This is a genomic window from Solirubrobacter soli DSM 22325 (genome assembly GCF_000423665.1).
GTDB classification, from domain to species: domain Bacteria; phylum Actinomycetota; class Thermoleophilia; order Solirubrobacterales; family Solirubrobacteraceae; genus Solirubrobacter; species Solirubrobacter soli.
Genome location: NZ_AUIK01000010.1, coordinates 188506 through 202165, shown reverse-complemented (window position 1 = coordinate 202165; position 13660 = coordinate 188506). Strand labels below are relative to the sequence as shown.

The 13660-nt window shown below is 68.6% G+C and carries 9 protein-coding genes; 3 read left to right on the top strand and 6 right to left on the bottom strand.

The genetic code is table 11. The annotated features are described in order from the left end of the window. The first annotated feature begins 6 nt into the window (after positions 1-6). Together G569_RS47360 and G569_RS0110870 are read left to right on the top strand one after the other, a co-directional pair. Positions 7-366 carry an SET domain-containing protein-lysine N-methyltransferase gene (locus tag G569_RS47360; RefSeq protein WP_037495846.1) on the top strand — a complete coding sequence of 120 codons (360 nt, stop codon included), beginning with the start codon at positions 7-9 and terminating at the stop codon, positions 364-366. Continuing rightward, positions 363-821 (top strand): hypothetical protein, encoded by a 459-nt coding sequence (locus G569_RS0110870; protein ID WP_028063433.1) that lies wholly within the window; start codon positions 363-365, stop codon positions 819-821. Before G569_RS47360 ends, G569_RS0110870 begins: the two co-directional genes overlap by 4 nt. A gap of 19 nt (positions 822-840) precedes the next feature. Here the strand turns inward: G569_RS0110870 and G569_RS0110865 are convergent, their stop codons facing one another. The 6 genes from G569_RS0110865 to G569_RS57705 all read right to left on the bottom strand — a co-directional run bounded on the left by G569_RS0110865 (position 841) and on the right by G569_RS57705 (position 11949). Next, positions 841-1056 (bottom strand): dodecin family protein, encoded by a 216-nt coding sequence (locus G569_RS0110865; RefSeq protein WP_028063432.1) that lies wholly within the window; start codon positions 1054-1056, stop codon positions 841-843. Between the two features lie 57 nt (positions 1057-1113). Then, on the bottom strand, positions 1114-3597 hold the full coding sequence (locus G569_RS47355) for an immune inhibitor A domain-containing protein (protein WP_211232951.1): 2484 nt from the start codon (positions 3595-3597) through the stop codon (positions 1114-1116). A 119-nt stretch (positions 3598-3716) separates the two neighbouring features. After that, the gene (locus G569_RS47350; RefSeq protein ID WP_157591952.1) at positions 3717-6167 is read right to left on the bottom strand and encodes a M6 family metalloprotease domain-containing protein; all 2451 of its coding nucleotides are present in this window, start codon (positions 6165-6167) and stop codon (positions 3717-3719) included. A 127-nt stretch (positions 6168-6294) separates the two neighbouring features. Then, entirely contained in the window at positions 6295-8718 is a 2424-nt protein-coding gene (locus tag G569_RS47345) for a M6 family metalloprotease domain-containing protein (RefSeq protein WP_157591951.1), read from the bottom strand. A gap of 125 nt (positions 8719-8843) precedes the next feature. Next, entirely contained in the window at positions 8844-11285 is a 2442-nt protein-coding gene (locus G569_RS47340) for a M6 family metalloprotease domain-containing protein (protein ID WP_157591950.1), read from the bottom strand. 58 nt (positions 11286-11343) lie between these two features. Then, on the bottom strand, positions 11344-11949 hold the full coding sequence (locus G569_RS57705) for a 4'-phosphopantetheinyl transferase family protein (RefSeq protein WP_053226173.1): 606 nt from the start codon (positions 11947-11949) through the stop codon (positions 11344-11346). Between the two features lie 148 nt (positions 11950-12097). On the opposite strand from G569_RS57705, the gene G569_RS0110835 reads away from it, so the two are divergent. After that, positions 12098-13660 (top strand): hypothetical protein, encoded by a 1563-nt coding sequence (locus tag G569_RS0110835; RefSeq protein ID WP_157591949.1) that lies wholly within the window; start codon positions 12098-12100, stop codon positions 13658-13660.

Genomic DNA, 13660 nt, shown 5'->3' with positions numbered 1-13660 from the left:
CTGCCGATGCACGACGGGATCGAGATCAAGGAAGGGCCCTACGGCCGGGGCGTGTTCGCCACGCGCGCGTTCGAGAAGGGCGAGTCCGTCGAGTCGTGCCCGACGCTGGAACTGCCCGAGGACACCGTCACCGGCCGGCTCGGGGACTACGTGTTCGGCTCGGCGGAGGACGAGCACGAGGTCATCCTGCTGCTCGGCTACGGCATGCTCTACAACCACTCTTACGAGGCCAACTGCGAGTACGTCCAGGACGGTCCTCGGGTGATCACGTTCGTCACCACGCGTGACGTCGATGCGGGCGAGGAGCTCACCATCGACTACGGCGAGGAGTGGTGGTCCACGCGCAACCTGGAGCCCGACCCATGACCTATGTGACCGCCGAGGCGCGGCAACAGCTGCTCGACGACCTCGCGATCGCGATCGAGGAGCTCGCCATGGCGCTCGCGGTCCTCGGCGCGGCCTACGAGCTGCTCGACGACAACTCCGCCGACCGCCTGGAGGAGGAGCTCTTCCGCGGCGTGCAAACGGCCTTCGGCCGCGCGCAGCGCACCCACACCGCGTTCGCCACCCGCTACTCGCTCCCGACCCGCACGTTCGGGCAGCCCAACGCCGGCGCGCCGTCCCAGGGCGCCCGCGCGTTCCTCGAACGCGCCGGCGAGGCGATCGACGAGGCCGACAACGCGCTCGTCGAGCTCCAGGACTCGATGCTCCCGGTCGAGGTCGGCGATCGCGAGCTGCGCTCCGACCTGGCCGAGGTCCGCACGCTGGTGGAGGCCCTCCAGGGCCGAGCCCACCAGTTCGTGCGGACGTTCGGCAGATAAAGGGGTCAGGCCCCTTTATCTATTCGCCGGTGTCGTACTTGAACGAGATCGCGAGCCGGACGCGGAAGTTGACGACGCCGCCGTCGCCGATCGTCACGTCCTGACGCACCACCTCGGCGACCCGGAGGTCGCGGACGGTCCGGGCCGCGGTCTCGACCGCCGCACGGGCGGCACCTTCCCACGACTCGCTGCTGACACCGATGACCTCGGTCACCCGGTAGACGCTCTCAGCCATTGGGCCTCTCCTCCCCGGCACTGGTATAGGAGCCGGGGAGGATAAGGCCGCGAGCCGTTAAGGCGTCGTGGTGGAGAGCGTGAACGTCAGCGTCTTGCCGTACGCACCCGTGCGCAGGGGCTCGGACGCCAGGATCGTCTGCTGGAAGCCGATCGTCACCGGGTCGTTGGCGACCGGGTTCGTCCACTTCGCCAGCTGCGTCGGCGCGGCCGAGCCGCCGACCGCCGCGAACGCGCCCGCCGGACCGGCGGCGGGGGAGGAGGCCTGCGCCATCAGCGGCTGGTTCAAGGCGAACGTGCCGTTGACGAGCTTGCCGATGTTGGTCGCCGACGGGTCGGCGACCGTGAGGGTCGCGTCACCGGCGGACGAGATCACGTTGGCCGTGGTCGACGCCGCGTAGAGCTTGCCGACGCCCGGCGTGAAGGCGCCGAACGAGGCCGGCGTGCCGAGGGTCAGCGCGAGCGTCGCCGGCACCGAGCCGCCGACGTCGCCCGAGCCGAGGCCGCAGACCGCGGTCTGGGTCTTGGACGGGTCGCTCTCCGAGGTGGCCGTCAGCGAGGCCGTGCCGTTGGCCGAGGCGCCCGTGCCCTTGGTCACGTAGACCGGGACCTTGACCGACTCGCCGAACTTGACGGCGGTCAGCGCGTTGAGGATCTTCGCGCTCCAGCCGGTGCCCGTCGCCGTGGCCGACAGGCGGTAGACGTCCGAGGTCAGGTTCGCGCTCTGGTCCTGCGGGTGCAGGGCCGGATCGGTCGCCGCCGCCGCGCCCGTGTTCTTCAGAGTGAACGTGCAGGTCGACCACTGGCCGGGGGCGACCTCGGTCGAGACGCCGGACTGCAGCGCGACGCCGCGGCTCTGCGGGCCCGCGCCGTCGAGCGACTTCACGGCGACCTTGTAGTGCAGGATGCCCTGCGCGTCGGTGGTCTTGTCGACTACGTAGAAGTGCAGGCGGTTGCGCTCGTCGGTCCACTCGTACGAGGAGCCGGAGTCCAGGCCCGCGTTGAACGACGCGTCGTTGAGCTGGCGCTCGTCGCCGAGCGTCGCGATCTTCGGCGTGCCGTCCGGCCGGACGAAGTCGACGTGGTTGATGTCATCCGGGTGCGAGTCGATGATCCACGCGAAGCAGGACGACCCGCCGCAGCTGGAGGAGCTGTTCTTGACCTTGGTGATCAGGACGCCGTGGCCCGGGTCGAAGGAGTCCGACCCGATCTGCTGGACGACCTCCATCGTGTACGCGTTGTACTTGCCGGTGACCGTCGTGCCCTGCGTGCGCACGCCGTCGCAGCGCCAATCGGTCTGGTAGTTGCAGGGCGTCGCGTTGTCGCCGACCGCCCCGTCGAGCTCGATCCGCACGCCGGCGACCTCGCCGGTCGAATGCGGCACCTCGCGCGCGGTCACGTCCGCCACCGCGAGGCCCGACGACGCCAGGCCGTTGCGGTTCAGGCGCACTAGGTCGCCGTCGGAGACGAAGTTCAGGAAGCGCTTGTTGCGCAGGTTGTGCTGCGAGCCGAGCGAGGAGCCCTGCGTCGGCGGGATCAGGAAGCGGGTGTGAGGACCGCCCGGGCCGTTGAACGTGCCGCGGCTCATCATGTCCCACATGCCGGTGAACCCGCGCTGCTGGATCGTCGCGTACGGGTTGCCGTAGTTGTCCGGGATGTTGAGGTTGTGCGAGAGCTCGTGGGCGTACGTCGACATGCCCGAGCTCTCCGCCTCGACCGACGTGTTGCCCGACGCGTTGGGCCAGTTGGTGGCCGCCGAGACCCACGACGTCCACGGCACGTAGCGCGTGGCGGCCCAGTTGGTCGGCAACGTGGAATCGAACTGGTCCGGGCCGAACGGGTCGGTGACCTCCTCCGGCGTCATCCACTTCATCTCGCCGAACTCCTGCCAGGTCGAGGACTCGTCCTCGCCGGCGGAGGTGTAGAAGACGTTGTCGTACTCGGCGATCTTGGCCGCGCCGACGTCGGCCTGCCAGGCCGCGCGCGCGTCGGTGCGGAAGTTCTTGTTGCAGGGCGTGGTCGCGGCCGTGGGGCAGCGCGTGTTGTTCGAGCCCTGGTCGTTGAGGAAGTACTGGTACTGGCGGCCGGGCAGCTCGTAGGGGCCGAAGGCGTCGAGCTGCACGCCGTAGCGGCCGAAGGAGTCCTCCATCCAGTACCGGTTCATGGTCTGGAAGTGGTTGAGCGGCTGCGGCGTGTTGTAGAAGTCGCGCAGGAACGTGGCGACGTTGGCGCGCGGGATGTCGTGCGCCTCGGCGGTGGGCGTGCCGAACACGGTCCCGCCCTGCGGGCGCGTGATCGTGTAGGGCGTGCCCGGGAAGTCGGTCACGACGAGCGCGACCTTCCATTTCTTCACGGTCGGCTGGATGCTCGGGTCCGAGTAGTCCGGTCCCGGCAGCTTCTTGTAGTCGTTCCACGTGAGCTCGTCCTGCCAGGACCAGTTCTGCGGATCGATCGGTGCCGGCGCAGTGTCGGCCGCGTTGGCGGCGACAGGCGCGGCGAGAACGGCCAACGCCGCTGCGACCGCGGCGCGAGTTCCCCTCATCTAAGCCCTCCTATAGACCCAGCGGCATCTTGCCGCCCTCTCATGAATGGTCGCGGAGAGCTAAAGGTCAGGTCAAGACGGCCTCCGTGGAAAATGATCCACGGAGGCCGAACACTCGACTAAGGGGTGGTCGTGGACAGGGTGAACGTCAAGGTCTTCGCGTAGGTGCCCGTGCGAAGCGGGTCGCTCGAGCCGACGGTCTGCTTGAAGCTGATCGGGGCGACGTCGTTGGAGACGGGCCCGCTGTAGGTCTTCAGCGTGGTCGGCAGCGCGGCGTAGGTGCCCGACGTGGAGCCGGACGCCTGCAGCGCCTGCGGGAGCGAGAACGTGCCGTTGACCAGATGGCCGGGGGCCGTGGTCGACGGATCGGCGACGGTCAGCGCGGCGTCACCGGCGGTGGAGACGACGGTCGCCGTGGTGGAGGCGAAGTAGTCCTTGCCGAGGCCGGGGGTGAACGCGCCGAACGAGGCCGGAGCGCCCATGGTCAGGGCGAGCGTCGCCGGGACGGAGCCGCCGACGGTCGAGTCGCCGAACGTGCAGATCTGCGTGGCGGACTTGCTCGGGTCGCTCTCCGAGACGGCGTTGAGCGTGATCGAGCCCGCGCCCGTGCCCTTCTCGATGTAGACCGGGACGCTGACCGAGTCGCCGAACTTGGCGGTCGCGAACGCGTTCTTGAGGTACGCGTTCCAGCCCGTGCCGTTCGCCGAGACCGAGAGCCGGTAGATGTCGCTGTTCAGGTACGCGGACGCGTCCTGCGGGTGGACGTTCGGCGTCGTGGCCGAGGCGCCGGTGTTCTTGAGGTTGAACGTGCAGGTGGTGAACCCGTCGGCCGCGCCCTGCGTGGGCGTGGCGAGCGAGACGCCGCGCGCCTGCGGGCCGGAGCCGTCGAGCGAGCGCACGCCGACCGTGTAGTGCAGGATGCCCTGCGCGTCGGCCTTCTTGTCGAGGATGTAGAAGTGCAGGCGGTTCGGCGCGTCCTCGTACTCGTACGAGGAGCCGGAGTTCAGGCCGGCGTTGAACGAGCCGTCGTTCTTCTGGCGCTCGTCGCCGACCGTGGCCTTCTTCGGCGTGCCGTCGGCGGAGACGAAGTCGACCTGGTTGATGTCCTCCGGGTGCGAGTCGACGACCCACACGAAGCAGCTGTACGAGCCACAGGAGGAGTTGGCGTTCTTGGTCTTGGAGATCAGGACGCCGTGGCCCGGGTCGAAGGAGTCCGAGCCGATCTGCTGCACGACCTCCATCGTGTAGTTGTTCCACTTGTTGCCGATCGTGCCCGCCGCGTTGCGCGAGACGCCGTCGCAGTTGGGGGTGGTCAGCGTGCCGTTGATGTAGCACGGCGGCTCGTTGTCGCCGGTGCCGTCGAGGACGATGTTCACGCCCGAGATCTCGCCGCCTGAGGGCGCGGTCTCACGCGCGGTGACGTCGGCCACGGCCATGCCCGACTGCTTGAGCCCGTCGCGGTTGAGCCGCAGCAGGTCGTTGTCGGTGATGAAGTTCAGGACGCGCTTGTTGCGCACGTTGTGCTGGGAGCCCAGCGCCTCACCCTGCGTGGGCGGGATCAGGTAGCGCTGGTGCTGGCCGCCCGGGCCGTTGAACGAGCCGCGGCTCATCATGTCCCACATGCCGGTCGCGGTGACCTGCTGGACGGTGCCGAACGGGTTGTTGTAGTTGTCCGGCAGGCCCAGGTTGTGGGTCAGCTCGTGCGCGTAGGTCGCCATGCCGGAGGCCTCGGCCTCGATCGACGTGTTGCCGCTCGCGTTCGGCCAGATGCCGGACACGGCCGCCCACGAGGACCACGGCACGTAGCGGGTGACGGCCCAGTTGGTCTGGGTCAGGTCGCCGTAGGCCTTCGGGCCGAACGCGTCGGTGACGTCGTCCATGGTCTTGAACTTCATCTCGCCGAACTCCTGCCAGGTGGCGGACTCGTCCTCGCCGGCGGAGACGTAGAAGATGTTGTCGTAGCCGTTGATGACGGTCTGGCCGACGTCGGCCAGCCACGCCGCGCGGGCGTCGGTGCGGAAGTTCAGGTTGCACGGGTGCGCCGGCGTCAGCGCCGGGCAGTGCGCGAGGTTGGCGTTGCCGCCGAACTCGGTCATGAAGTACTGGTAGGAGTGGCCCGGCAGGCGGTAGGGGCCGAAGGCGTCGAGCTGGACGCCGTACTTGCCGAAGCTGTCCTCCATCCAGTACCGGTTCATGGTCTGGAAGTGATTGAGCGCCTGCGGCTTGTTGAGGAAGTCGCGCAGGAAGTTCGGGACGTCGGCGCGCGGGATGTCGTGCGCCTGGGTCGTCGGCGTGCCGAAGACCGAGCTGCCGACCGGCTGGGAGAGATAGAAGGGCTTGTCGTCGAAGTCGGTGACGACGAGCGCGACCTTCCACTTCTTGACCGTCGGCTGGATGTCCGGGTTGGAGTAGTCCGTGCCGGGCAGCGCGTGGTAGTCGTTCCAGGTCAAGTTGTCCTGGAAGGACCAGTTCTGCGGATCGATGGGCGCGGGCGGGCCGGCGGCCGACGCGACCGTCGGCGTCGCCAGCGCGAGCACAGCCGCCAAACCGGCGGCTCCAAGCACCTTCATGAATCTTCCCTCTCTTTAGACCCTCGCGGCACTGGCGAGCCGCGTGAGAGCCATATTCAGGGGAGATAAAGGCGCTGGTCAAGCGCTCCTCCGTGGACTTGCGTCCACGGAGGAGAGCCAGATGAACCTACGGTGTGGTGGTGCTGAGAGTGAAGGTCAGCGTCTTGGCGTAGGTGCCCGTGCGCAGGGCGTCGTGGTCGGAGATCGTCTGCTTGAAGCTCACCTGAGCCGGATCGTTGGAGACCGGGCCGCTGTAGGTCTTCAGCGTGGCCGGCAGCGCCGAGTAGGCGCCGGCGGTGGAGCCGGAGGCCTGGAGCGCCGACGGCAGCGCGAACGTGCCGTTGACCAGATGGCCGGTGTTGGCCGAGCCGTCGGGGTCGGCGACCGTCAGGGTCGCGTCACCGGCGGTCGAGACGACGGTGGCCGTCGTCGAGGCGTAGTAGTCCTTGCCCAGGCCGGGGGTGAACCCGCCGAAGCTGGCCGGAGCGCCCATCGTCAGCGCGAGCGTGGCCGGCACGGAGCCGCCGACGCTCGAGTCCGCCAGGGTGCAGACGGCGGAGGCCGTCTTGGACGGATCCGACTCCGACACGGCGTTGAGCGTGACGGTGCCGGAGCCCGTGCCCTTCTCGATGTAGACCGGGACCGAGACCGACTCGCCGAACTTGGCCGTCGCGAACGCGTTCTTGAGGTACGCGGCGTAGCCGGTGCCCGTGGCCGTGGTCGAGAGGCGGTAGATGTCGTTGTTGAGGTAGGCCGACGCGTCCTGCGGGTGCGTGCCGGCCGGGACGGCCGCCGAGGCGCCCGTGTTCTTGAGGTCGAACGTGCAGGTCGTGTAACCCGCGTCGGTGCCGAGCGCCGGCGAGGCCAGCGCGACGCCGCGCGTCTGCGGGCCCGAGCCGTCGAGCGAGCGCACGCCCACCGTGTAGTGCAGGATGCCCTGCGCGTCGGTGTGCTTGTCGAGGATGTAGAAGTGCAGGCGGTTGGCCGTGTCCTCGTACTCCGAGGACGAGCCGGAGTTCAGACCCGCATTGAACGAGGCGTCGTTCTTCTGGCGCTCGTCACCGATGGTGGCCTTGTTGACGGTGCCGTCGGCGGCGACGAAGTCGACCTTGTTGATGTCCTCCGGGTGCGCGTCGACGACCCACACGAAGCAGCTCGAGGAGCCGCAGGAGGACGCGGTGTTCTTCGTCTTGGAGATCAGGACGCCGTGACCCGGGCTGAAGGAGTCCGAGCCGATCTGCTGCACGACCTCCATCGTGTAGTTGTCGTACTTGCCCGTGACCGAGGAGCCGGACGTGCGAACGCCGTCGCAGGTCGGGTCGGTCAGGTAGTTGCAGGGCGGTTCCTTGTCGCCCGCGCCGTTGAGCGCGATGTTGACACCGGAGATCTCGCCGCCTGACGGCGCCGTCTCACGCGCGGTGACATCGGTGACCGCCATGCCCGACGTCGCGAGCCCGTCGCGGTTGAGCCGCAGCAGGTCGTTGTCGCCGATGAAGTTCAGGACGCGCTTGTTGCGGATGTTGTGCTGCGAGCCGAGCGCGGCGCCCTGCGTCGGCGGGATCTGCCAGCGGGTGTGCTGGCCGCCCGGGCCGTTGAACGAGCCGCGGCTCATCATGTCCCACATGCCCGTGGCGGCGCGCTGCTGCGTGGTGCCGAACGGGTTGCCGTAGTTGTCCGGCAGGCCGAGGTTGTGCGTCAGCTCGTGGGCGTAGGTCGCCATGCCGGAGCTCTCGGCCTCGATCGACGTGTTGCCCGACGCGTTGGGCCAGATCGTCGACGACGACGCCCACGAGGACCACGGCACGTACCGGGTCGGAGCCCAGTTGGTCTGCAGCGGATCGAACGCCTTCGGACCGAAGGCGTCTGTGACATCGTCCTGCGTCTTGAACTTCATCTGGCCGAACTCCTGCCAGGTCGAGGACTGGTCCTCACCGGCGGAGACGTAGAAGATGTTGTCGTACTCGGCGATCTTGGCCGTGCCGACGTCGGCCAGCCAGGCGGCGCGCGCGTCGGTGCGGAAGTTCAGCGTGCACGGGTAGTGCGCGGCGTCCGGGCAGTGCGCGTTCGTCGTGTAGTCGTGGAAGTACTGGTACGAACGACCCGGGAGGCGGTACGGACCGAAGGCGTCCAGCTGCACGCCGTACTTGCCGAAGGAGTCCTCCATCCAGTACCGGTTCATGGTCTGGAAGTGATTGAGCGCCTGCGGCTTGTTGAGGAAGTCGCGGTAGAACGCCGGCACCTGATCGCGCGGGACCTGGTTGGCGTCCGTGGTCGGCGTGCCGAAGATCGTCGAGCCCGCGGGCTGCGAGATCGTGAAGCCCTTGTCCGCGAAGTCCGTCACGACGAGCGCGACCTTCCACTTCTTCACCGTCGGCTGGACGTCCGGGTTGGAGTAGTCCGTTCCCGGCAACGGCTTGTAGTCGTTCCAGGTGAGGTTGTCCTGGAAGGACCAGTTCTGCGGATCGACGGGCGCGGGAGCACCCGCGCTCGCGACCGCCGGCGCGGCCAGCGCCAGCAGCGCCGCCATCCCGGCGGCTCCAAGCACCTTCATGTATTCCCCTTCTTTTAGACCCTCGCGGTGCTCGCGCACCGCGTCGGGCCATATTGCGACGGAGAAAACGGACGGTCAAGTCCAGCTCCGTGGACATTCGTCCACGGAGCAGGGCTTTTGTGAGCTTACGGTGTGGTCGTGCTGAGCGTGAACGTCAGCGTCTTGGTGTACGCGCCCGTCCGCAGCGCGTCGTTGGCCCCGATGGTCTGCTTGAAGCTGACCGGGACCACGTCGTTGGAGACCGGGCCGTTGTAGGCCTTCAGCGCGGTCGGCAGCGCGGCGTACGTACCCGACGTCGAGCCGGACGCCTGCAGCGCCTGCGGGAGCGAGAACGTGCCGTTGACCAGGTGGCCGTTGGCCGTGGCCGACGGGTCGGCCACGGTCAGGGTCGCGTCGCCCGCCGTCGAGACGACGGTCGCGGTGGTGGAAGCGAAGTAGTCCTTGCCGAGGCCGGGGGTGAAGCCGCCGAAGCTGGCCGGAGCGCCCATCGTCAGCGCCAGCGTCGCCGGGACGGCGCCGCCGACGGTGCCGTCGGCGAGCGTGCAGACCGCCGAGGCGGTCTTGGACGGGTCCGACTCGGACACGGCGTTGAGCGTGACCGTGCCCGCGCCGGTGCCCTTCTCGATGTAGACCGGGACGCTGACCGACTGGCCGAACTCGGCCGACGCGAACTGGTTCTTCAGGTAGGCGCTCCAGCCCGTGCCGGTGGCCGAGGCGGAGAGCCGGTAGATGTCACTGTCCAGGTACGCGGAGGCGTCCTGCGGGTGGACGTTGGGCACCGCGGCCATCGCGCCCGTGTTCTTGAGGTCGAACGTGCAGGTCGCGTAGCCCTCGGCGTTGCCCAGTTGCGGCGAGGCGAGCGCGACGCCGCGCGTCTGCGGGCCCGAGCCGTCGAGCGAGCGGACGCCGACCTTGTAGTGCAGGACGCCCTGGGCGTCGGTGCGCTTGTCGAGGATGTAGAAGTGCAGGCGGTTGGCCGTGTCCTCGTACTCGGACAGCGTGCCGGAGTTGGTGCCCGCGTTGAACGTCGCGTCGTTCTTCTGGCGCTCGTCGCCCGGGGTGGCCAGCCGCGGCTGCCCGTCGGGGCCGATGTAGTCGACCCGGTTGATGTCCTCCGGGTGGGCGTCGATGAACCACACGAAGCAGCTGAAGTTGCCGCAGCTGGACGCCGTGTTCTTGGACTTCGAGATCAGGACGCCGTGGCCCGGGTCGAAGGAGTCCGAGCCGATCTGCTGCACGACCTCCATGTGGAAGTTGTTGTACTTGCCGGTGATCGTGCCGTTGGCCTGGGTGCGCACGCCGTCGCAGTACGGGTTCTGGACGTAGTCGCACGGCGCGCCGGTGTCACCGGCGCCGTCGAGGACGATCGTCACGCCCGAGATCTCGCCGGTGGTCGGCGCGACCTCGCGCGCCGTGACATCGGCGACCGCCATGCCCGACGACTTCAGGCCGTCGCGGTTCAGGCGCAGGATGTCGTTGTCGGTGAGGAAGTTCAGGAAGCGCTTGTTGCGCATGTTGTGCTGCGAGCCCAGCGCCGAGCCCGTCGTCGGCGGGATCAGGTAGCGCGTGTGCTGGCCGCCGGCGCCGTTGAACTGGCCGCGGCTCATCATGTCCCACATGCCCGTCGCGGTCCGCTGGTAGGGCGACGTGAACGGGTTGTTGTAGTTGTCGGGCAGGCCGAGGTTGTGGGTCAGCTCATGGGCGTAGGTGCCCATGCCCGAGCTCTCGCCCTCGACCGAGGTGTTGCCGCTCGCGTTGGGCCAGATGTTCGCCACCGTCACCCACGAGCTCCACGGCACGTAGCGGGAGACCGCCCAGTTGGTCTGGTTGAGGTCGCCGTAGGCCTTCGGGCCGAACGCGTCCGTGACATCGTTCTGCGTGAGGAACTTCATCTCGCCGAACTCCTGCCACGTGGACGACTCGTCCTCGCCGGCGGAGACGTAGAAGATGTTGTCGTACTCGGCGATCTTGGCCGCGCCGACGTCGGCCAGCCACGCGGCGCGGGCGTCGGTGCGGAAGTTCAGGTTGCACGGCTTGGCCGGCGTCAGCTGGGGGCAGTGCGCCGGATTGTTCGCCGCGCCCTGCTGGTCGGTCAGGAAGTACTGGTAGGAGTTGCCCGGCAGCTTGTACGGCCCGAACGAGTCGAGCTGCACGCCGTACTTGCCGTAGCTGTCCTCCATCCAATAGCGGTTCATCGTCTGGAAGTGGTTCAGCGGCTGCGGCTTGTTGAGGAAGTCGCGGTAGAACGCCGGGACGTCGGCGCGCGGGATGTCATGCGCCTCGATCGTCGGCGTGCCGTAGATCGTCGAGCCGGCCGGCTGCGAGACGAAGAACGTCTTGTCCGGGAAGTCGGTCAGGACGAGCGCGACCTTCCACTTCTTCACGGTCGGCTGGATGCTCGGATCCGAGTAGTCCTTGCCGGGGATCGGGTGGTAGTCGTTCCAGGTGAAGTTGTCCTGGAACGTCCAGTTCTGCGCATCGACCGGCGCGGGCGGACCCGCGACGGCCAAAGCCGGCGTACCCAGCGCCAGCGCCGTCGCCAGGCCGGCGACGTACTTACCCCTCATCTTTGCCCTCTCTGTGAGACCCCGCGGCGTTCATGCCGCGCCCACGCGGGATCTTTACTCAGAACGCGACGCGGTACAACGCGATGTCGGCGGGAGGACCAAGGACCGCCACCGCGCCCACGTAGCCGTCCTGGAGTCGCAGGTCGGACAGCGAGAACGAGCCCGGGGCGCTCGTGTCGAACGTCTCCGGGGCCCACCCGAGGCCGCCGCCGCCCGCCTTGGCCATCGCTTCCTTGCGGCACCAGATCCGCAGCAGCCCGATGTGGCGGTCGTGCCCGTTCAGGCTCGAGCGCTCGCCGTCGGTGAGCGTGCGCTCGACCGCTGTCGAGCGCCGCGACGTGCGTTCCACGTCGACGCCGAGCTCCGCGTCTCGGGTCAGCGCGATCAGCGCCAGGTCCCCCGAGTGCGAGAGGTTGAACCGCAGCCTGGAGCCGGGGATCTCGGGCTTGCCGTGCGGGCCGGTGTCGAGCTCGACGTCGGCCGGGTGCTCGGCGAGGTGGGAGGCGAGCACGATCCGCAGCGCGGCGCGGGCGACGATCCAGCGCGGGGCGGAGCTCAGCCGCTCGGCGCGGGTGCGCTCCGCGTCGGACAGCATCGCTTCCAGGCAGCCCACCAGCTCGGGCGGTTGAGCGAGACCGGCCTGCCAGACCTCGACGGTGCGCACGTCCTCGGAGGGTAGCTGTAATATCCTCCGTTCTGTAGTTGGCAAGGATGCTTTACATAGAGGGGGAAGGGCGCCTGGCACCGCGGGCGTCGGCACTCCTGTTCTGAACCACTCGGGCCGTTCCGGGCCCACGATCTCGGAGCAGAGAATGAATCGACGCAGCATGCTCATCCCGCTGGCGGCGCTCGCCGCGGCGGTCGGAGCGAACCCCGCCTCCGCGGCGGACGGCAACGGCTGGTCCTGCATCAGCCCGTTCGCGAGCTACACCAACCAGAACTACCCGGATGATCCTCCGGCGGCGAACGACATCGTCGACTCGCTGGCGATCACGCTCGCGCGCGCCGACGCGTCGCCGCTGACGGCGGTCCCCGGCCAGCCGTTGGCGCTGCGCGACCTGCAGCTGCAGCTCACCTTCACCGACCCACGGGTGGCGGTGCAGATGTACAAGCGCACGGGCGGAGCGACCGCGAGCTACAGCGGCATCCCGCGCGGCCAGGACGAGGACACGGTCCGCTCGTTCTCCCAGCGCGCGAACCCGGGCGACAACAACGTCCTCTACTGGTCGTACAACACAGGGACGTCGCAGGCGCCGGTGTACGTCTACGCGAACAAGGTCTCGGCCGGCCTGCCGCAGATGCGGCTCGCCGACCAGCCCAAGGACACGCCGGACTACTTCACCGCGGCCCCGGCGCTGAACCTCGCCCACCGGTACCTGTCGCACGTCGGCAACAGCCAGTTCCCGCTCGACGCGTGGGTGACGATCGCCGGCTCGAACACCACGCAGGGCGTGCAGACCGTGCGCGTGCGCGGCTACTGGCAGATCAACATCCAGGACTCGACGCCCGGCACGCCTTCCAACCCGGCGCTCTACACCGACAACGAGCCGACGGCGGCGATCGAGCCCGTGATCCTCGACCTGCCGCGCACGACCTGGACGCCCACCGGCGCCGGGGCCGTCGACTTCACCGTCGCCGCGCCCGGGAGCATGGGGATCATCCAGGTCGAGTCCAAGGGCTACGGCTACCCGGGCTACAACAAGCCGCTGAACGTCCGCCCGTACGGCAGCGTCTACGTGCGCGCCCAGACCGAGGCCTACGGCGCCAGCAACGACTGCATCCCGGGCCAGGTCACGGTCGTCAACACGCAGATCTCGCGCGGGCAGCCGAACCTGCTGTTCGGCGACGTCGACCCGGCGGGCGGCGACGCGGCTGTCGGCGACCCGGACATGCCGGGCTTCTACCTCGGCGGCAGCGCGGGCACGCAGCAGAAGGCGGTCGGCTCGCGCGGGCGCTTCGGCTTGACGTTCGCGCCGCTGCCGGCGATCGCGTCGGCGGCGCTGCCGATCGCTCCGGTCCCGGTCCCGGCTCCCGCGCCGAAGCCGGTGACGCTGGCATCGACCTCGACGCTGAAGCCGACGTCGGCCGGCAGCGTGACGCTCAAGCTGACCAACCCGAACGCCGAGGACGCGGAGTACACGCTCTCGGCCAAGACCGTGAACAAGTACAAGGTCGGCAGGACCAAGAAGGTGGTCACGGTCGCGGCGGGCAAGAAGATCACGCTCAAGCCAGGCGCGAGCAGCGTCAAGTTCTCGCTCTCCAAGACGGCGAAGACGCTGCTGAAGTCGCGCAAGACGCTGAAGGTCAAGCTGACGCTCACGCCGGTCGCCGGTGGCACGGCGGTGACCAAGACGATCACGCTCAAGCGCGGATAG

Coding starts and splice junctions, on each gene's coding strand:
- G569_RS47360 (WP_037495846.1), top strand. CDS start 7: ATGCACGACGGGATCGAGATCAAGGAAGGGCCCTACGGCCGGGGCGTG.
- G569_RS0110870 (WP_028063433.1), top strand. CDS start 363: ATGACCTATGTGACCGCCGAGGCGCGGCAACAGCTGCTCGACGACCTC.
- G569_RS0110865 (WP_028063432.1), bottom strand. CDS start 1,056: ATGGCTGAGAGCGTCTACCGGGTGACCGAGGTCATCGGTGTCAGCAGC.
- G569_RS47355 (WP_211232951.1), bottom strand. CDS start 3,597: ATGAGGGGAACTCGCGCCGCGGTCGCAGCGGCGTTGGCCGTTCTCGCC.
- G569_RS47350 (WP_157591952.1), bottom strand. CDS start 6,167: ATGAAGGTGCTTGGAGCCGCCGGTTTGGCGGCTGTGCTCGCGCTGGCG.
- G569_RS47345 (WP_157591951.1), bottom strand. CDS start 8,718: ATGAAGGTGCTTGGAGCCGCCGGGATGGCGGCGCTGCTGGCGCTGGCC.
- G569_RS47340 (WP_157591950.1), bottom strand. CDS start 11,285: ATGAGGGGTAAGTACGTCGCCGGCCTGGCGACGGCGCTGGCGCTGGGT.
- G569_RS0110835 (WP_157591949.1), top strand. CDS start 12,098: ATGAATCGACGCAGCATGCTCATCCCGCTGGCGGCGCTCGCCGCGGCG.